A 17,303-nucleotide genomic window follows, 5' to 3' on the forward strand; every position below is an offset into this window, starting at 1 on the left:
ACTCGTCCCCATGAACGCCAACCTCATCCTCCTGACCCTCTGCCAGGGCCTGTTCTTCACGAACAACGTCACCTTCATCGCCATCAATGGCTTGGTGGGTTTGTCCATGGCCCCCTTGGGCTGGATGGCCACCCTGCCGGTCATGGGTTATGTGGTGGGCGGTGCCTTGTCCACAGGCCTGGTGGCCAAGACCCAGTCGCGCTTTGGGCGGCGCATCTCCTTCCAGCTGGGTTTGTTGGTGGCCATCTTGTCTGCCTTGTTGGCCGCTTATGCGGCCTGGAGCCACAATTTCTGGTTGCTGGTCTGTGCCACGGTGATCGCCGGTTACTACAGCGCCAACGGCCAGCTGTACCGCTTTGCTGCAGCTGAACTGTCGGTGGAGAGCTTCCGCGAAAAAGCTGTCTCTCTGGTCATGGCCGGTGGTTTGATTGGTGCCATCGTCGGCCCCAATTTGGCGTCGCGCACCAAGGACATCGTTGCAACGCCATTCATGGGGGCGTACTTGGCGTTGGCCGCTGTGGCCGTCTTGGGGCTGGTGGTGATCAGCTTCATCCGCTTTCCTGCCTTGCCGCCCAAAAAAGCCGGTGACGCGGTGGGGCGCCCTTTGTCCGTCATCATGCGCCAGCCGATCTTCATCGTTGCGGCATCCACAGCGGCATTGAGCTATGGCGTGATGAACCTGCTCATGGCCGCCACGCCTTTGGCCATGCAAGTGTGCGGTTTCGGTTTCAGCGATGCCGCATGGGTGCTGGAGTGGCATGTGATCGGCATGTTCGCGCCGGGGTTTTTCACGGGACACTTGATCAAGCGATTCGGCACCTTGACCATCATGGGGGTGGGCGTGTTGCTCAATTTTGTCTGCATCGCGGTGGCCTTATCGGGCGTGGAGTTGCACCAATTCCTGATCGCCTTGTTCTTGCTGGGTCTGGGCTGGAACTTCCTGTTCACCGGCAGCACCACCTTGGCCATGCGGGCTTGGCGCCCTGAAGAAAAAGACCGCGCTCAGGCGGCCATCAATTTCTGCGTCTTCGCCACCATGGCGGTCACCTCGTTTGCTTCGGGAGCATTGGTCACCACCGGTGGCTGGACCTGGTTGAACGTGGGCTCATTGGTGCCTGTGGCTTTGGCCGGACTGGCCTTGGCTTGGCTCGGCCTCAAGCAGCGAAGCGATCGTCCAGCCAGCGCTTGAGCACCTTGAACACCAGCTGGCGCTGGGTGTCGTTGAAGATCTCGTGGTACATCGGCGCAAAGCAGTGTGAGTGCACCACCGATGCCGGCGCCTTGGCGGCAAAGGCCGCGTTGGCATCCGGGTGCACCAGACGGTCTTGCCCGGCATAGATCAACAAGCTGGGCACTTTCCACTCGGCGGCCAAAGCCACGGTTTTGGGGCCTTCTTTGTAGATCCAGGCCCCCAGCCGGGTCGAGATGCGGTCATGCACCAGCGGGTCGAGCGTGTAGCGCTGCACCGTTTGTGCATCGCGTGCGATCAGCTTGGGGTTCAGCCCATTGCCCACGCACAGGTCGGGCCAGTATTTGGGCAAGGTGGCCAGCAACAGTTTCTGGAACAGATTGGCCCAGGTGCCCAAGGCGGGCGAGGACATGACGACCGCGTCCACATAGCGCAGCTGTTCGGCCACGGCGCGGGCCACCACCAGACCGCCCATGCTGTGGCCCAGCAAAATCAAGGGCGCATCGTGGGCGCCATGGCGATCGCGGGTGTCGTCGATGACGGTGGCCAGGTCTTGCAAGAGGCCATCGTCGGTGTGCAGCGTGCCGCGCACGCCGTCAGAATGGCCGTGGCCTTGGTGGTCGTAACCGCGCACAGCAAAGCCCCATTGCCGCAAATGTTCGGCCACATGCTCGTAGCGCCCCGTGTGTTCACCCAAACCGTGCACCAGCAGCACCGTGCCCCGGATCGGGCTTGGCGGCAGGGGCCAGTCGTACACGGCCAGTTGACCGGCTTGACCCTGCAAGGTGCTGCGTTTGACGTTTTTCATGGCATGCGGGCGATGACTTCGGCCACGGCAGCGGTGAGCTTCTTGGCATAGGGCACGTGCAAAAACTCATTCGGCCCGTGTGCGTTGCTCTTGGGGCCCAGCACGCCACAGACCATCATCTGCGCTTTGGGAAAACCTGCGCTGAGCATGTTCATCAGCGGGATCGTGCCGCCTTGCCCGATGTAGCCGACCGAGGCGCCAAAGTGCGCCTGGCTGGCGTGGTTGAGCGCGTGCTCGAACCAGGGCTGCGTGTCGGGCGCGTTCCAGCCGGTGGCGCCGCTGCCGCTTTCAAAGGTCACTTGTGCTTGGTAGGGCGCGTTGTCTTCCAGCAAGGTCTTGAGTTCTTGCACGGCCGTGGCCGCATCGATCAGCGGCGGCAGGCGCAGGCTGAGCTTGAAGGCGGTGTAGGGCCGCAGCACATTGCCCGCGTCTTTGAGCGCCGGGAAGCCGTCTGCACCCGTCACGCTCAAAGTGGGTGCCCAGGTGCGGTTGAGCAGGGCCTGCACTGGGTCGGTGGTGGTGGGCAGTGCAAAGCTGGTGGAGCCACCGCAGTCGTAGTGCGCCCACGGGAAGCGTTTGTACAACTCATCACCCAAAATCGCTGCCGTGGCCTGCGCTTGCGCCATGCGCTCGGCAGGCACTTCGCAGTGAAAGCTCTGGGGCAACAAGCGGCCGGTGGCGCTGTCTTCGAGCCGGTCGAGCACCTGGCGCATGATGCGAAAGCTCGACGGCACCACGCCCGAGGCATCGCCCGAGTGGATGCCTTCGGTCAGGATTTGCACCTTGAGCGTGCCGCTGGCCATGCCGCGCAAACTGGTGGTGAGCCACAGCTGGTCGTAGTTGCCCGCGCCGCTGTCCAGACAAATCACCAAGCCCACATCGCCCAGGCGCGTGCGCAGCGTATCCACATAAGGCAGCAGGTCATAAGAGCCCGATTCTTCGCAAGTTTCGATCAGGCCGACGATGCGCGGGTGTGGCGTCTTTTGGCTTTTGAGCGCTTGCAGCGCGGTGATGCTGGCGTACACCGCGTAACCGTCGTCTGCGCCGCCCCGGCCATAGAGCTTGCCGTCTTCGTAGGTGGGCGTCCAAGGCCCCAGATCGTTGCGCCAGCCGGTGAATTCAGGCTGCTTGTCCAGGTGGCCGTACATCAGCACGGTCTGACCCGAACCCTCGCTGGCCGGGCGTGTGGCGGCCACTTCAAAAAACAGCACCGGCGTGCGACCGGGCAAGCGGATGACTTCCAGCGTCAGGCCTTCGACCTTTTGCGCCAGCACCCAGTCGGCGGCTTGGCGCACCACGGTGTCGATGTGGCCATGCGCGGCCCAGTCGGCATCAAAAGCAGGCGACTTGGCCGGCACTTCGATGTATTTTTTGAGCTCGGGCAAGATCGATCCGTCCCACGCGTGGGTCACTTCGCGCAAGGCTTGTGCGCTGTCCAGTTGGCCAGCGGGCATTTCTCGGTGCAAGGGGGCGTTCATGTTGGCAGCTTGTGGAGTGGGGTGTAAACAAACACTGTAGTGCTTTTGCACATGATTGGCCATTTAAAGGCTTCACCGGCGTGACGCGAACGCGGCACCGTTCTTGCCGAGTGGCGGCACAATGGCCTCGTTGGGTTGGTGGCCAGGCGCAAGTGGTGCGACAAGCCGATCATATTTTTCTGGGGGAAGTCACGTGAGTTTGCTGCCATCCGACAAGGAAAACCAGGCTTGCTTTTCGGCAGTGCCTGCCCGCTTGGGCTGCATTGTGTTGGCTGCGGGTGCAGGCCAGCGCATGGGGCATCGGCCGAAATGCCTTTTACAACTGAACGGGGTGAGCCTGCTGGAGCGCCAGTTGCAAGCGATGTCGGAAGTCGGTGGGGCCCCATTGGTGGTGGTTTTGGGTCACCATGCGGCACGCATTCAGCAAGAAGAGGCCTTGACGCGGTGGGCCGTCCGCACAACCGTCAATGCCCATCCCGATGACGGGCATGTCAGCTCTTTGCGAACGGGCTTGCAGGCTTTGCCTTGGCCCCTGGACGCCGTTCTGGTGGCCTTGGCCGATCAGCCCTTGATCAGCGCACAAGATGTGCGCGATCTCTTGCACGCTTACGCCCACCGACCCGAGGGCACGCACATGGTGCAGCCCTCGTTGCAAGGCCTGCCGGGCAACCCGGTCATTTTTTCGGGGGCTGTTGCTCGGGAAATTTTGGCCCACGGTCCTCAAATCGGTGTTCGCCAGTGGCAGGCCATGCAGCCACAGGCGGTGTACAGGTGGGAAACACCCAATGACCATTACCGAACAGATGTGGACAATGAAGACGACCGTCGTTCAGTGCAAGCCTCGACCGGGCAATCTTTGCGCTGGCCGATGGATTTGGACGTATGAAGTCTGTGGCAGTAAGCGCAAGCGCAAAGTGCTTTGACAAGAAGGTCAACCATGAACAGCATCGACCTTGATGCCCCCTTGGCACGGGGCATCAAGCCCGAAGGACGTCCACGATCAGCTTGATGGAAATCGCCAGCAAGCCCCATTGCACCCATTTGAAAAACCAGTCGTCAGCGATTTTCCGTGTGAGGTAAGCACCCGCCACGGTACCCGCCAAGGCAAACGGGATCAGCACCAGTGCACCCGCCAGTTCCGCAGACCCATAAGGCTGCAGCTGGTGGTAAGGCCCCAGTTTGGCCAGGTTGATGACGGCAAAAAACAAGGTCGATGTGCCGGCAAACACCAGCTTGGGCAGTTTTTGGGGCAAGAGGTAAACCTGAAACGGTGGCCCACCCGCATGCGAAATGAAGCTGGTAAAGCCCGACAAACTGCCCCAAAAAATCCCCTTTTTCCAACTGGCCGGGTGCGGCGATTGCAGGGTGTTGCGCTTGCGCCATGCGTTCAAGACAAAACCCACGCCCATCAGGCCGATCATCATTTTCACGACCGTGTCTGACACCACCGATGCGGTGAGCCAGCCCACCAAGACACCGCCCACGCCTGCCGGAACTAGGATTTTCAGGTTGATGATGCTGAAATTTTTGCGGTACAACCACAGCCCCACCATGTCAGAGATGATGTAAATCGGCAGCAGCATCACGACCGCTTTGACCGGTGACATGAACAGCGAAAGTATGGGCACGGACAGCATGCCCACGGTGGGCAATCCCCCTTTGGACAAACCCACCATGGCCGCAGCCAGCCCCGCCCAGATCAGGTAATGAAGTTCACCCATCACAGATCACAAGGTCCTGGATTCATAAATAAGGACGTGTCCAGCTCAGGCCGCGTGATGTTCCGCCCGCCGAGGCATCGGCCGGGTTGTATTCGCAGCCGATCCAGCCGTCCCAGCCACAGGCGGCAGACACCTCGTCGATGGTCTTGAAAATGTGCGCCCAGTTCACCTCGCCTGTGCCCGGCTCGTGGCGGTGTGGCACTTCGGCGATCTGGAAGTGACCCACTCGGCCCGTGGGCAGGTATTGCGCAATCTTGGTGCTCAGGTCGCCTTCGACGATTTGGCAGTGGAACAGGTCCATCTGCACCTTCACGTTGGGGGCGCCCACGGCCTGCACGATGCGGTGCGCGTGGTCTTGGCGGTTGAGGTGAAAGCCCGGCACGCTGCGCGTGTTGATCGGCTCGATCAGTACATCGCGCCCAGCCTTGGCTGCCTCAAGAGCGGCCCATTGCAAGTTGCTGACCAAAGTGGCATCGGCCGCATCGGCACTCGCATCTTCGGCACGCAAGCCGACCATGGCGTGGATGCGTGGGCAGTTGAGCGCCTCGGCATAGACCAGCGCTTGCGCAAAGCCGGTGCGGAACTCCGCCTCGCGCCCGGGCACGCTGGCCGTGCCACGGCTGCCCGATTCCCAGGCCTTGGCAAAGCCGTCTGTCTCTGCGCCGCCAGAAGGTGTGTTGAACAGCACCTGCTGCAAACCGTTGCCCTTCAACCGTGCCGCCAGCTCTTGCGCGGGAAAAGCATACGGGAACAAATACTCCACCGCCTTGAAACCGTCTTTGGCCGCTGCTTCAAAGCGGTCCAGAAACGGCAGGTCGGGGTACATCATCGAGAGGTTGGCGGCAAAACGGGGCATGGGTTTTCTTTCAGCAAAAGGGGATTTCAGTGGTGACACATGTCACCCCAGACGATTGGTGAGCGGTGCCCCCGAATGCACCGAATGTCACCCCGGACTTGATCCGGGGTCCATGTGCACCAGCCAACGCTGGATCCCGGCTCGGAGGCCGGGATGACAAGTGGGGGCAGGCGGGGGATGACAAATGGGGGGCAGGCCGGGATGACAAGCGATGCGCAGGTGGACTGCGCTGGGCCATGTGCAAAGGCATCACCACCTCGCGCCAAAGGCCTGGCGCAACTCGTCCAGATCGCTGGCGTTCAGCGGGGGGGTGTGGGGTTGCAGCAGCAGGAGTCGTGCGGTTTCTTCCAGCTCTTCGAGCGTGGCCATGGCCGCGGCTGGCGTGTCGTGCCACACATTGGGCCCTAGGCGCGGCAGCATCACGGCGCGGATCGGCGTGCCTTGCGCGGCGTTGCTGCGGATCAGCGCGGCCACTTCCTTGGCCGCGTCCGCGCTGCCCGGCCGGTGGTAACGCACCAAGGGCACATGGCCCACCTTCATCACAAAGTAAGGCGTGATCGGTGGCAACAATTCAGGCCCGTGGGCATTCAGGCTGAGCGCCACGCAGTGCGTGCTGTGGGTGTGGATCACGCAGCGGGTGTTGGCGTTGCTCTCGCAGGCAGCGGCGTAAATCTGGCGGTGCAAGGCGATGGTTTTGCTGCCCTTGTCGCCGCTGATTTGCTCACCTTGCAGGTCGAGTTTGGCCAGGCGCGCCGGGTCCAGAAAGCCCAAACACGCGTCGGTGGGGGTGATCAAAAAACCGTCGTCCAGCCGCACGCTGATGTTGCCTGCGGTGGCGTGCACATAGCCGCGCTCGAACAGGCTGCGGCCCACACGGCAGATCTCTTCGCGGGCTTGGGATTCGGTGATGCTCATGCCAGCACTGTAAAGGCTTTGGTGAAAAAGTCTTCGGTCCCAAAGTTGCCCGACTTGAGCGTGATGTGCACACCGCCGCTGCTGGAAGGCGCGTGGCACCACGGCACGCCCGGGTCGATCTGCGGGCCGATCTGCAGCTGCGCGATGCCCAGCGCCTGCACGCAAGCGCCTGAGGTCTCGCCCCCGGCCACCACCAGCTGCTGCACGCCCAAGTCCACCAGACCACGGGCCACAGAGGCCAGCGCATGCTCGACCAAAGCACCCGCCTCGGCCACGCCCAGCTGCGCTTGCACGGCTTTGACGGCATCCGGCTCGGCGGTTGAATACACCAGCACCGGGCCGCCCTTGAGCAGCGGCGCGGCCCAAGCCAGCACCTGCTGCACCACGGCATCGGTTTGCCCATGCATCAGGCTGGCAGGATTGATCGCCAGCGCGGGCCGTCCGGTGGCTTTGAAGTGCGCCACCTGCGCGTTGGTGGCCAGCGAGCAGCTGCCCGACACCACCGCTTGCAAACCACGGGCTGCAGGCAACTGGCTCGCTTGCAGCGAAGGCTTGAGCCCGAAGTTGGCCGACAGGCCAATGGCCACGCCCGAGCCTGCGGTGAGCAGCGGCAGGTCTTTCAAAGCCGAACCCATGCGGTGCAGGTCTTCGTTGCTGGTCGCGTCCATCACCGCCACGCCCACGCCTTCGGTGCGCAGAGCGGCGATGCGCTCGCGGATGGCTGCCTCGCCAAGGGCTACGGTTTTGTAATCGATCAAGCCCACCTTGCGCTGGGTTTGCGCCTGCATCACACGCACCAAGTTCGCGTCTGTCATGGGCGTCAGCGGGTGGTTCTGCATGCCGCTTTCGTTCAACAGCACATTGCCCGCAAACAGGTAGCCTTTGAACACGGTGCGGCCGTTGTCCGGAAAAGCCGGGGTCGCGATGGTGAAGTCTGTGCCCAACGCGTCCATCAGCGCCTCGGTCACCGGGCCGATGTTGCCCTCGGGCGTGCTGTCAAAGGTGGAGCAGTATTTGAAATAGATTTGCTGCGCCCCTTGGGCTTGCAGCCACTTCAAGGCTTCCAGCGATTGCGCGATGGCATCGGTGGCGGCAATGGTGCGCGACTTGAGCGCCACCACCACCGCATCCACATCAGCGGCCAGGGGCGCTGAGGGCACGCCAATGGTTTGCACCACACGCATGCCCGAGCGCACCAGGTTGTTGGCCAGATCCGTGGCGCCTGTGAAGTCGTCGGCAATGCAACCGAGTTTCAGCTTGCTCATGCTTTGCCCTTCGGCAATTCAATGCCCGGGAAAATTTTGATCACCGCGCTGTCGTCTTCCTTGGCAAAGCCTGCGGTGCTGGCCTGCATGAACATCTGGTGTGCAGTGCTGGACAGCGGCAGCGGGAACTTGCTGGCACGCGCCATGTCGAGCACGATGCCCAAATCCTTCACAAAAATGTCCACGGCTGAGAGCGGCGTGTAGTCGGCCGCCAGCACATGGGCCATGCGGTTTTCAAACATCCAGCTGTTGCCCGCGCTGTTCGTGATCACTTCATAAAGCGCCTCTGCGTCCACGCCCTCGCGCAGTCCCAGCGCCATGGCTTCGGCCGCAGCGGCAATGTGCACGCCCGCCAGCAGCTGGTTGATGATCTTGACCTTGCTGCCTGCACCCGCGCTGTTGCCCAGCTTGTAAACCTTGGCGGCCATGGCGTTCAAAAACGGCTCGGCCAGGGCATAGGCCTCGGGCTTGCCTGCCGTCATCATGGTCATCTGGCCGGATGCGGCTTTGGCCGCACCGCCCGAGATGGGCGCATCCACGTAGCGCAGGCCCATGGCCTCCAGGCGCGACTCCAAAGCCACCGACCAGTTCGGGTCGACGGTGGAGCACATCACGAAGACGCTGCCGGGCTTCATGCTGGCGGCGCATCCTGGGGTGGTGTCATCGCCAAACAGCACGGCTTCGGTCTGTGCGGCATTCACCACCACCGACACGATCACGTCGCACGCCGCGCCCAAAGAGGCCAAGGTGTCGTGCGCTGTGCCGCCGTCTTGGGCAAAGGCCGCCGCCACTTCGCGGCGCACGTCAAACACCTGCACGCTGTGCCCCGCACGGCGCAGCGATGACGCCATGCCCGAGCCCATGGCCCCCAAACCAATCAATCCCACTGTCGTCATGTCATTTCTCCAGGGTGCAGCGGTGCAGCGCCAAGTCTGCGTGGGCTGCGGTTGTCAATCCAATGCGATCTTGGCGTAAGCCGCCACGGTTTTCCATTGCGCGGTGTCGGCTTGCATGAAGCTGGCCATGCCTTGGGCGTTTACCCATGTGGGTTCAGCGCCCGCTTTTTGAATGGCGGCTTTCACTTCGGCCTGTTGCGCGACGCGCTCCAATGCCTGTTCAATCTTTTGCTGCACCGCTGCAGGCAGACCTGCGGGTGCGGCCAAGCCAAACCATGCAAAGACCTGGTAGCCCTTGAGGCCCGCCTCTTGCATGGTGGGCACATTGGGCAAGGCGTTGCTGCGTTGCGGCGTCGTCACGGCCAAAGCCTTGAGCTTGCCGCCATTGATCAGGCCCAGCGCCGAAGGCAGGTTGTCAAACATCAGGCTCACCTCGTCGGCCATTACCGCCGTCAGGCCTGCGGCCGCACCCCGGTAGGGGATGTGTGTCACAAACAAACCCGCTTGGCTTTTGTACAGTTCGGCGCTCAGGTGCAAAGACGTGCCTTGTCCGTTGGACGCGTAATTGAGCTGACCGGGCTTTGCCTTGATGCGGGCGCTCAGGTCGGCGACCGACTGGATGCCCGAAGCCGGATTGACCACCAGCACATTGGGCACGCGCCCCAGCAAGCCCAGCGGCACGATGCTTTCGGGCTTGTAGGGCAGCTTGGTGTAAAGCGCAGGGTTGATGGTCAAAGGCGGCGAGGCCATCAACAAGGTGTAGCCATCGGGCGTCGCCCGTGCCGCCTCTGTCGCGCCCAGATTGCCACCTGCGCCGGGCTTGTTGTCGATCACGATGGCTTGGCCCAGCTCTTGTCCGAGCTTGGGCGCTACCAAACGCGCCATGTTGTCGATCAGGCCGCCGGGCGGAAAGGGCACCACCAGCTTGATGGGCCGTGCAGGCCAAGTTTGGGCGGACGCGGTGCTCGCCACAAAGGGCAAGCAGGTCAATGCGGCAAGGGTAAGCACAAGTCGGCGTTGCATGGGGTCTCCAGATGGATATTTATCAGGTCATCATACAAATTATCGCCTCAAGAAGCCATAGGGAGAACGCTCAGGTGACGCAAGTGCTGAAGCGGGTTGACGCCTTACAGCTAGGTCAAAGCGACCGCCCGAAGCAATCGACTGGTGACAGTCATCGGTGGTGACAGATCCGGGCCATCTTGCGGCGCGGGCAGCTTTCACGGCTATCTTGGACGACGTTCACAAGTGGCCGATGCACTGGTCCGATGGGTGAAGGACGGTGAGGTGGTGCAAGAGGTCAAAGGTCCGTTGGACTGCTGCACAGACTAAAACCCCGCCTCGTGGTTAAAAATCGCGTTGCTTCGCCAAGCTGACACCCGACCACATCAGCAATCCAACCAGTGCGGAGGCTCTGGCACAAGAGATCAGCACAGGTGATTCAACGATGGGCCAAAACACAAGACCCTGCAGGAACATCAAGGCACCGGCAGAACGGAAAGCGTCAATCACCTGAGTCCAGTTGACCGCGTATTTGGTTTTCATAGTCACGCCCTGAAATGTGGATGGGGGTGTTAGTATACTGGTGTTTTGTACAGTATTTGGTGGCACGATGCCCAAGTCGATCAAGCATTTGCATGCCGCGGTTATGCCCGCAAATGAGCTACATAAGGTTACGTTTTAAAAAGCAAGCGTCAACTTATGAATTCGTCGCCACGTTGAATCCATGTGGCACTGTTGCCTCGCATTCGAAGGAAAAAACATGTTCAAAAATACCCTGATCGCTGCTGCTCTGATGGCTGCTTCCCTGGCTACTTTCGCGCAAACCGCTGTTGCACCCGCCGCAGCCACTGCCACGCAATCCGTGACACAGACCGCCGTCCAAGGCGCCAAGCAAGCTGCAACGCAAGCGGCCACACAAGCTGTGCAAGGCGCCATGCCCGCAGCGTTGAAGCCAGCCGTTGCCGCACCAGCACCTGCTGCGGCCCCTGCCGCTGCACCTGCAGCGCCAGCCGCTTTTGCACCCGCACCCGCCAAAGCGCCTGCTGCAGCGGCTTTGCCAGCTGTCAAGAAGTCCGGCAGCAACATTTGCCACGACGAAACCAGCGCTGGCTACAAGTCCACGAAAAACTTCAAACCATTCGCCAGCATGGACGAGTGCATCAAGTCCGGTGGCCGCGCACCCAAGGCCGCCAAAGCCAAAAAATAAAGCCTGACCGGTAAGTCAAACGCCCCATCAGCCCAGCGCTGGTGGGGCGTTTTGCATGGCGCTGGTCGTCAGCACTTGCGACCAGAATCGGAAGTCCTTTGCTTGGGGCACATGGCCGCTGTCGCCCACGCGTGCTGGCGCCTTCAGCGGCGCATCAGGGCTTCGGGCCCCTGGGCGCAGACAACATCAGCTTGTTGTTTTGTTCGCGGATCAGGGGGCGGATTTTGGCGGCAAAGGCCATGAACTCGGGGTCGCTGAACACACCGGCCCAAAAGGCGCGGCGGTCGGCGTCGTCGTCGAATTTCCAGATGTGGATCAGCTCGTTGAGGGCGCCGATGTCGCCTGTGAAATAGCCCACCAGTTTTTGCGGGTGCTTGGCCAGTGCTGGCCAGCCTTCATGGGTGTAGAGGGCGGTCAGCTCGCCCATCTTGCCGACGATGGCCGAGTAGGTGCGCAGTTCATAAATGGCCATAGGGGCTTTCTACAAGAGTGGGTCAAAGCCTCTGTTTGTAGACAAGTTCTCGTGAAATGCGGCTTGGGACAAACCCTTTCCGACCCCTTTGGGCACGGGTGTTGCCCTCGGCCAGCGCAGGGCAGCCATTGACCTTGATTCAATGCCGGGTATGAAAGCGCATCGGTTCCCCGTGGATGGGGTCTACAACTTCTAACAAAATGGCTGAATACAAACGGGATATTGTTATTAAGATGCGCGGCCTTTGTGGCGTTTTATTCAGGAAGAACAGCATGCATGTGTCCCGGCTCCTTGCCACTATCGCCTTGATTTTGACCCTGGTGGGCTGCGCCACACGCCCCAGCAACTTGGCTGGCGTTGAAGTTCAAGCTGTGAGAGAGACCGTGATTTGCGATGAGACCGATGGCACGGCGGGCTTTCTCGGCGGTGCCGTGGGGCAAGCGGCAGGCAAGTCCATCGACAAAGACACGGGCGGTATCGTGGGCAGCTTGTTGGGCTATTACGTCGGCATGAAAATCGGCTGTGAAACTTCCAAGCGCCCAGGTCAGATCCTCATGGTGCGTGACAGCAGTGGGCAAGTGTCAGAGCTCACGAACGATGCGCGCAAGAATGGTTTTTTCAAAGTGGGTGACCGTGTGAGCTATGAAGCTGAAAGCCGCTGGTCTGATTTGGCATCCAACAAGCCCTGGATCAAAAAAGCCCAGCCCTGACGTGCCCGAGGGTGGGCGCTCGAAGAACACGATCACAATGGGGGCCGTGATCTGTTTTTCTCACCATGTCTGACTTTGAAATCCCGCTCATCCAGGCGCACGCGCTGAAGGCGTTGGCCGACAAGCAATCGGTGCGTTCATGCACCTGCAGCATGGGCGCATGCACGGGCTGGGAAAGTGTGCCTGGCGAGCGCTGGCCTGCCGCGCAGGTCTCGCGTGTCGGCAGCTTGCGTGCGTTCGACAGCTTTGGCCCCGAGCCGACGTACGAAGAGTTTCATCCCCACAAAACGCGTTACGACTCGCCCGATGCGCCGATCGCACCGGCGTTCTTTCCCTACAACCGTTGCGATGTCTTCACATGCAGCCAGTGCGACCGCGTGTTGCTCAAGTACACCGAGTACGGGGGCTATTACATCGATGACCGCGTTCGCGCCGTGCAAGCCGACTTGGTGACCGACGCACAGCCCGAGGCCTGAAGCCAGACCTCAGCGCAGCTCAATCAAAGCCCCGGATCATCAGCACCGGCACCGGTGACAGCCGCATGATTTGTTCGGAGCCGCTGCCCAGCAGCACGCGCCCGATGCCGCGCCGCCCGTGCGTGCCGATCACGATCAGGTCGGCACCCCAATCGCCTGCGGCATCGGCCACCGAGTCGCCCAAGCGCTGCGCCACGCGGTTAATCAGCACATGGTCTGCGGCCACGCCCATGGCTTTGGCGGTGGCGGTGCCGGTTTGCAAAATGCGGTTGCCGTTTTCACGGGCGATTTGCATCAGTTCGCCCGAGTATTCGTGGCTGCCCAGAAAAGACAACTCATCGATGCAATGCACCAGCCGGACCTGACCCTTGCCTTCGTGGGCCAGGCGCAAGGCGTAGTCCAGGGCTTTGTCGGAGGTTTTGCTGCCATCGATCGGCACCAGGATTTTTTTGAACAAGGACATGACCGTCTCCACTTGGGCATGCGGGACCCGTTGCATTTGGGCGAGCATTTCAGGTCGCATGCACAACTCCCGGCTTGGGTTGATGAAAGGTGAAGAAGCATCCTAGGTCGGCCACGGTGAACAGGCCATTGATCAGACGGTGTGGATCGGATAGATACCCAAAACAAAGCCCCCCGCAACGCATGCGTTGCGGGGGGCTTGGGGGTTCATGACCCGTCGTGACGGATCAAGAAGGGGTCAGCGCATCAGGGTGCCACGGCTTCGATGGCGATGTCGATGCGCACTTCGTCACCCACGTAAGGGGCGTATTTGCCTGCATTGAACTCGGTGCGCTTGATGGTGGTGAAAGCGTTGGCACCGAGTGCTGGCTTTTTCATCATGGGGTGGGGCATGGCCTGGAAGCTGGTGACTGTCAGGGTCACGGGCTTGGTCACGCCTTTGATGGTCAGGTTGCCTTCGATGGCCTTGGGCTTGTCGCCTTCAAACACCACTTTGGTGGACTTGAAGGTGGCCTTGGGGAATTTGGCTGTATGAAGGAAGTCTTCGCCCTGGATGTGACCGTTGAAGTCCACCGAGCCGGTGTTGACCGAGGTCATGTCGATTTCGATGTCCACCGAGCCGGTTTTGGCTTCGGCGTCAAACACCACTTTGCCGCTGGTTTTGCTGAAGCTGCTCAGCTGGGTCGAGTAGCCGAAGTGCGAGTACGAAAAACGCGGGAAGGTGTGCGAGCTGTCCACGTTGTAGGTCACGGGTGCGGCCAAGGCCGAGCCAGCGGCCAGGGATGCAAAGGCCAACGCGGCGCTGAGTTTTTTCAAAGATGTCATGGGAAAGCTCCTGTTAGAAAAGTGAGGGGAAAAGGGGATGGATACCCGCGTGCGCGGGTATGACAACTTTCCTTTGTCACCCCGGACTTGATCCGGGGTCTACTGTTTGTCAACCCCGACGCGATCGGGGGTCCATGTCTTGGGCAAGTTCATTTGCCTTGTGACGCGGTGAGGGAAAAGTTGACCTGGATGTCGTTGGCCACCACATCGAACTTGGCCCACATGCCTTCGCCGATGTTGAAGTCGCCACGCTTGAGCGTGAAGCCGCCGGTCAGCACGCCGTCTTTGCCTTGCGCGGTGTGCTTCATCGGGAACTTCACGTCGCGGGTCTGGCCCTTGATGCTCAGCGTGCCGCTGACTTCATACTGGTTGGGTGCCGTCTGTTTGAATTGTTTGGCCACGAATGTGGCCTTGGGAAATGCGGCGGCGTTGAACCAGGACTTGGTCACGACTTCGTCATCGGCTTCGCTCGATCCGGCGTCCACGCTGGCCAGCTCGACTTCGAAGCTGGCTTTGGCGGCATCGGCTTTGGCCGGGTCAAAGTTCACCTGCGCGGCAAACTTCTTGAAGCGACCGTCGATGGCCACGCCCATTTGTTTGTAGCTGAAGGTGACGCTGCTTTTGGTGGGCACGATGGCCTGGTAGGGCGCAGCGTGTGATTGCAAGGCCAAGGCGGTGAGGGCCAGCGCCAGGGTTTTGTTCAGAAGGTTCATGGGGTTCTCAGGGTTTGGATGTGCCAGGCAGCATGCGGCGCAGCGTGTCGTCTTTGTGCACAAAGTGGTGCATGAAAGCCGCCAGCGCGTGCACCACGATCAGCAAGAGGAAGGCGATGTTCAACGCTTCGTGCAGTTCGGTCAGCGAGCGACCCAGCGCTTTGTCTTTGCCGATCAGGTCCGGGATGGGCAGCACGCCGAACCAGACCGTTTGAAAGCCCTTGGCCGAGCTCATGAGCCAGCCGGTCAATGGGATGACGACCATGAAGACATAGAGCATCCAGTGTCCGGCGATGGCGGCCAGTTTGACCGCGCCATACATGCCTGCCGACATGGGCGGTGGTCGGTGCGTGATGCGCCAAGCCAGGCGCAGCCAGACCAGCACAAAGACGGTGACGCCCGCCCATTTGTGCCAGGAGTACAGCTGCAGTTTGTCGGGCGACAGGGGCAAGCCGCTCATGTAAAACCCCAGGCCCAGCAGGCCGAAGATCATCAGGGCCATGAGCCAGTGCAGGCTTTTGGCAGTGCGGGTGTAGTGCGCGGTGCTCATGGGGTGTTCCTGTCGGGTCTTCTTGTGCGGTGTTCAGTGGAAGGTGTAGCCATCCATGGCGATCACATGGTCACTGATACCCCGGAAAAACGCTTCAGGCTGTGCGTCAGCGCCCGCAGCGCCTAAGGCGGTGAACAAAGGCAGCAGGTGCTCGTCGGTCGGGTGGGCGCGCTGGCCTGCCGCCTGCTGGCGGTAGGCCAGCAAGCCGGGCACGTCGCGTGCCGTCATGTGGGTGTGAACCCAGTCGGCAAAGGCCTGCACATAGGCAGGGGTGGCACCGCCTTGCATGCGCACCACCATGAAGTCGCGCAGGTTGTGCGTGATGTTGCCCGAGCCCACCACCAGGATGCCCTGCTGTGCCAAACCGGCCAGCGCCTGGCCCACGCGGTAAGCGTGCTCCGGGCCCAGGTGGCTTTGCACCGACAGCGGCACCACGGGCACATCGGCGTCGGGGAACATTTGTCGCAGTGGAATCCATGCGCCGTGGTCCAGGCCGCGCTCGGCGTCTTGCGCCACGGGCAAACCGGCGTTTTGCAGGGCGCTGACCACTTGGGCGGCCACTTCGGGACAGCCCGTGGCGGGGTATTGCATCTCGTACAGACGCGGGGCAAAGCCGCCAAAGTCGTGGATGGTTTCAGGTCGGGTGGCCAAGCCCACCGTGGGCACGGCGGTTTCCCAGTGCGGGCTGACCACCACGATGGCACGGGGCGTGCCCAAGCGCGCCGCCAGCTGCGTCATGGCCGCGCCCGCCGCACCGGGGTGCAGGGCAAACATGGGGGAGCCGTGGGGCACAAACAGGACAGAGCGTGGGGCAGACATGGTGTTGGAGTCCGACAAGGTTTGGAAGGGGCAGCGCCAAAAACAGGAGGTGGCACTGCGGGATGGGTTGAACTTTAGGCGCTTCAAACCCATAGAAAAAGTAGTGAATGATCAAATATTTGTTGCATTAATTGCAACAATTGGGCGATCGTATGTCGGTCAAACTGGCGCGGGTCCCGTTTGTGCCTGTTGGCTCGCTGTGAATGAGGGGGGCAGCCAGCTCGGGGGCGTCAAAGCCCGGCTTGGCGGTACAGATCGCTTGCCCGAGTGAGGTGATCGGACATGGCCTTGGCCGCTTCCTCGGCATTGCCTTGGGCAATGGCATCGATGATGCGCTGGTGCTCGGCCAGCGTGAGCGATTCGGCGCCGGGTGCGCGGACGATGGTGTGGTAATACTCACTGGCCCAGCCAAACAGGGCTTCGACGATGGCTGGAAATATTGGATTGCCGCTGATGCGGGCGATCTCGCGGTGAAATTCCATGTCGCGCTTGAGGAACTGGTCGAGTGTGCTGAGCGAAGCCTGATGTGCAGCCAGCCGGTCTCGCAAACGCTGCACGTCATCAGGTGTCGCTTTTTCTGCCGCTTGTCGCACCATGCCAACTTCCAGAAACAGCCGCGCATCCTTGAGGTGTTCCAGCGTCTCCGGCTGCATGCGCAGCAGATGGCGGGCACCCTCGGCGATTTGTTCAATCAACAAATGGGCAGTAGGCACCGTCACCCTGGCACGCTCGCCGTGCGAGATTTCGACAATCCCCGAGCGAGCGAGCTCCTGCAAGGCTTCGCGCACGGCCACACGGCCCACGCCGTAAAACTCCATGAGCTCACGTTCCGAAGGAAATTGATGACCCGGCGCAATTTCGCCGGAGGTGATCCTCGCCATCAGGCGATCAAGCACTTCCTGATAGAGCTTGCGCCGCTGTATCTGCTCTGCCACTTCA

The 17,303-nt window shown here is 61.3% G+C and carries 20 protein-coding genes; 5 read left to right on the top strand and 15 right to left on the bottom strand.

Translation table 11 applies throughout. The annotated features are described in order from the left end of the window. Positions 1 to 10: 10 nt before the first annotated feature. The gene (locus Q1W40_RS10160; RefSeq protein WP_108323736.1) at positions 11 to 1,189 is read left to right on the top strand and encodes an MFS transporter; all 1,179 of its coding nucleotides are present in this window, start codon (positions 11 to 13) and stop codon (positions 1,187 to 1,189) included. Here the strand turns inward: Q1W40_RS10160 and Q1W40_RS10165 are convergent. Further along, on the bottom strand, positions 1,155 to 1,997 hold the full coding sequence (locus Q1W40_RS10165; RefSeq protein ID WP_300711505.1) for an alpha/beta hydrolase: 843 nt from the start codon (positions 1,995 to 1,997) through the stop codon (positions 1,155 to 1,157). The two genes, Q1W40_RS10160 and Q1W40_RS10165, sit on opposite strands and share 35 nt — an antisense overlap. After that, entirely contained in the window at positions 1,994 to 3,475 is a 1,482-nt protein-coding gene (locus tag Q1W40_RS10170) for a M20 family metallopeptidase (RefSeq protein WP_300711507.1), read from the bottom strand. Before Q1W40_RS10170 ends, Q1W40_RS10165 begins: the two co-directional genes overlap by 4 nt. 193 nt (positions 3,476 to 3,668) lie before the next feature. On the opposite strand from Q1W40_RS10170, the gene Q1W40_RS10175 reads away from it, so the two are divergent. Beyond that, on the top strand, positions 3,669 to 4,361 hold the full coding sequence (locus Q1W40_RS10175; protein WP_300711509.1) for a nucleotidyltransferase family protein: 693 nt from the start codon (positions 3,669 to 3,671) through the stop codon (positions 4,359 to 4,361). A gap of 91 nt (positions 4,362 to 4,452) precedes the next feature. Here Q1W40_RS10175 and Q1W40_RS10180 read toward each other — a convergent pair whose 3' ends face one another. The 6 genes from Q1W40_RS10180 to Q1W40_RS10205 all read right to left on the bottom strand — a co-directional run bounded on the left by Q1W40_RS10180 (position 4,453) and on the right by Q1W40_RS10205 (position 10,151). Continuing rightward, positions 4,453 to 5,196, bottom strand: coding sequence for a sulfite exporter TauE/SafE family protein (locus Q1W40_RS10180; protein WP_300711512.1), 744 nt, complete (start codon positions 5,194 to 5,196; stop codon positions 4,453 to 4,455). A gap of 22 nt (positions 5,197 to 5,218) precedes the next feature. Next, the gene (otnI, locus tag Q1W40_RS10185) at positions 5,219 to 6,052 is read right to left on the bottom strand and encodes a 2-oxo-tetronate isomerase (protein WP_300711514.1); all 834 of its coding nucleotides are present in this window, start codon (positions 6,050 to 6,052) and stop codon (positions 5,219 to 5,221) included. 249 nt (positions 6,053 to 6,301) lie between these two features. Beyond that, positions 6,302 to 6,961: an aldolase gene (locus Q1W40_RS10190; protein WP_300711658.1), complete on the bottom strand. Its 660-nt coding sequence runs from the start codon at positions 6,959 to 6,961 to the stop codon at positions 6,302 to 6,304. Positions 6,962 to 6,963: 2 nt separating this feature from the next. Next, complete coding sequence (gene otnK, locus Q1W40_RS10195) at positions 6,964 to 8,232, bottom strand: 3-oxo-tetronate kinase (protein WP_300711516.1); 1,269 nt, start codon at positions 8,230 to 8,232, stop codon at positions 6,964 to 6,966. Beyond that, a complete protein-coding gene (gene ltnD / locus Q1W40_RS10200) occupies positions 8,229 to 9,128 on the bottom strand; it encodes an L-threonate dehydrogenase (protein ID WP_300711518.1) in 900 nt (299 codons plus the stop codon). The genes otnK and ltnD overlap by 4 nt, the downstream gene beginning before the upstream one ends. A gap of 54 nt (positions 9,129 to 9,182) precedes the next feature. Continuing rightward, complete coding sequence (locus tag Q1W40_RS10205; RefSeq protein ID WP_108323777.1) at positions 9,183 to 10,151, bottom strand: tripartite tricarboxylate transporter substrate binding protein; 969 nt, start codon at positions 10,149 to 10,151, stop codon at positions 9,183 to 9,185. 739 nt (positions 10,152 to 10,890) lie between these two features. On the opposite strand from Q1W40_RS10205, the gene Q1W40_RS10210 reads away from it, so the two are divergent. After that, the gene (locus Q1W40_RS10210) at positions 10,891 to 11,337 is read left to right on the top strand and encodes a hypothetical protein (RefSeq protein WP_300711521.1); all 447 of its coding nucleotides are present in this window, start codon (positions 10,891 to 10,893) and stop codon (positions 11,335 to 11,337) included. Between the two features lie 154 nt (positions 11,338 to 11,491). On the opposite strand, the gene Q1W40_RS10215 is transcribed toward Q1W40_RS10210, so the two are convergent. Further along, positions 11,492 to 11,809, bottom strand: coding sequence for an NIPSNAP family protein (locus Q1W40_RS10215; protein WP_300711523.1), 318 nt, complete (start codon positions 11,807 to 11,809; stop codon positions 11,492 to 11,494). A gap of 272 nt (positions 11,810 to 12,081) precedes the next feature. Here Q1W40_RS10215 and Q1W40_RS10220 point away from each other — a divergent pair, with 272 nt between their 5' ends. Both Q1W40_RS10220 and Q1W40_RS10225 read left to right on the top strand, forming a co-directional pair. After that, positions 12,082 to 12,519, top strand: a complete 438-nt coding sequence (locus tag Q1W40_RS10220) for a hypothetical protein (RefSeq protein WP_300711525.1) — start codon at positions 12,082 to 12,084, stop codon at positions 12,517 to 12,519. A 65-nt stretch (positions 12,520 to 12,584) separates the two neighbouring features. Beyond that, positions 12,585 to 12,995 (top strand): hypothetical protein, encoded by a 411-nt coding sequence (locus Q1W40_RS10225; protein WP_300711527.1) that lies wholly within the window; start codon positions 12,585 to 12,587, stop codon positions 12,993 to 12,995. Positions 12,996 to 13,014: 19 nt separating this feature from the next. Here Q1W40_RS10225 and Q1W40_RS10230 read toward each other — a convergent pair whose 3' ends face one another. From Q1W40_RS10230 to Q1W40_RS10255, 6 genes are all read right to left on the bottom strand, one after another. Next, positions 13,015 to 13,458, bottom strand: coding sequence for a universal stress protein (locus tag Q1W40_RS10230; protein WP_315169325.1), 444 nt, complete (start codon positions 13,456 to 13,458; stop codon positions 13,015 to 13,017). A gap of 245 nt (positions 13,459 to 13,703) precedes the next feature. After that, positions 13,704 to 14,273, bottom strand: coding sequence for a YceI family protein (locus Q1W40_RS10235; RefSeq protein WP_300711662.1), 570 nt, complete (start codon positions 14,271 to 14,273; stop codon positions 13,704 to 13,706). A gap of 158 nt (positions 14,274 to 14,431) precedes the next feature. After that, positions 14,432 to 14,995, bottom strand: a complete 564-nt coding sequence (locus Q1W40_RS10240; protein ID WP_300711529.1) for a YceI family protein — start codon at positions 14,993 to 14,995, stop codon at positions 14,432 to 14,434. 7 nt (positions 14,996 to 15,002) lie between these two features. Continuing rightward, positions 15,003 to 15,545 (bottom strand): cytochrome b, encoded by a 543-nt coding sequence (locus Q1W40_RS10245; protein ID WP_300711531.1) that lies wholly within the window; start codon positions 15,543 to 15,545, stop codon positions 15,003 to 15,005. A 33-nt stretch (positions 15,546 to 15,578) separates the two neighbouring features. Then, entirely contained in the window at positions 15,579 to 16,364 is a 786-nt protein-coding gene (locus Q1W40_RS10250; RefSeq protein WP_300711533.1) for a class III extradiol ring-cleavage dioxygenase, read from the bottom strand. A gap of 230 nt (positions 16,365 to 16,594) precedes the next feature. Beyond that, positions 16,595 to 17,299 carry a transcriptional regulator NanR gene (locus tag Q1W40_RS10255; RefSeq protein ID WP_300711535.1) on the bottom strand — a complete coding sequence of 235 codons (705 nt, stop codon included), beginning with the start codon at positions 17,297 to 17,299 and terminating at the stop codon, positions 16,595 to 16,597. Between the last annotated feature and the right edge of the window lie 4 nt (positions 17,300 to 17,303).

This window comes from Limnohabitans sp. (genome assembly GCF_030158565.1).
GTDB lineage: Bacteria > Pseudomonadota > Gammaproteobacteria > Burkholderiales > Burkholderiaceae_C > Limnohabitans_A.

Excerpts from the sequence above, each read along its gene's own strand:
- Q1W40_RS10170 (WP_300711507.1), bottom strand. The coding sequence starts at position 3,475 with ATGAACGCCCCCTTGCACCGAGAAATGCCCGCTGGCCAACTGGACAGC.
- otnK (WP_300711516.1), bottom strand. The coding sequence starts at position 8,232 with ATGAGCAAGCTGAAACTCGGTTGCATTGCCGACGACTTCACAGGCGCC.
- Q1W40_RS10180 (WP_300711512.1), bottom strand. The coding sequence starts at position 5,196 with ATGGGTGAACTTCATTACCTGATCTGGGCGGGGCTGGCTGCGGCCATG.
- Q1W40_RS10165 (WP_300711505.1), bottom strand. The coding sequence starts at position 1,997 with ATGAAAAACGTCAAACGCAGCACCTTGCAGGGTCAAGCCGGTCAACTG.
- Q1W40_RS10230 (WP_315169325.1), bottom strand. The coding sequence starts at position 13,458 with ATGTCCTTGTTCAAAAAAATCCTGGTGCCGATCGATGGCAGCAAAACC.
- Q1W40_RS10240 (WP_300711529.1), bottom strand. The coding sequence starts at position 14,995 with ATGAACCTTCTGAACAAAACCCTGGCGCTGGCCCTCACCGCCTTGGCC.
- Q1W40_RS10215 (WP_300711523.1), bottom strand. The coding sequence starts at position 11,809 with ATGGCCATTTATGAACTGCGCACCTACTCGGCCATCGTCGGCAAGATG.
- Q1W40_RS10210 (WP_300711521.1), top strand. The coding sequence starts at position 10,891 with ATGTTCAAAAATACCCTGATCGCTGCTGCTCTGATGGCTGCTTCCCTG.
- Q1W40_RS10225 (WP_300711527.1), top strand. The coding sequence starts at position 12,585 with ATGTCTGACTTTGAAATCCCGCTCATCCAGGCGCACGCGCTGAAGGCG.
- Q1W40_RS10220 (WP_300711525.1), top strand. The coding sequence starts at position 12,082 with ATGCATGTGTCCCGGCTCCTTGCCACTATCGCCTTGATTTTGACCCTG.
- Q1W40_RS10160 (WP_108323736.1), top strand. The coding sequence starts at position 11 with ATGAACGCCAACCTCATCCTCCTGACCCTCTGCCAGGGCCTGTTCTTC.
- Q1W40_RS10245 (WP_300711531.1), bottom strand. The coding sequence starts at position 15,545 with ATGAGCACCGCGCACTACACCCGCACTGCCAAAAGCCTGCACTGGCTC.
- Q1W40_RS10205 (WP_108323777.1), bottom strand. The coding sequence starts at position 10,151 with ATGCAACGCCGACTTGTGCTTACCCTTGCCGCATTGACCTGCTTGCCC.
- otnI (WP_300711514.1), bottom strand. The coding sequence starts at position 6,052 with ATGCCCCGTTTTGCCGCCAACCTCTCGATGATGTACCCCGACCTGCCG.
- ltnD (WP_300711518.1), bottom strand. The coding sequence starts at position 9,128 with ATGACGACAGTGGGATTGATTGGTTTGGGGGCCATGGGCTCGGGCATG.
- Q1W40_RS10250 (WP_300711533.1), bottom strand. The coding sequence starts at position 16,364 with ATGTCTGCCCCACGCTCTGTCCTGTTTGTGCCCCACGGCTCCCCCATG.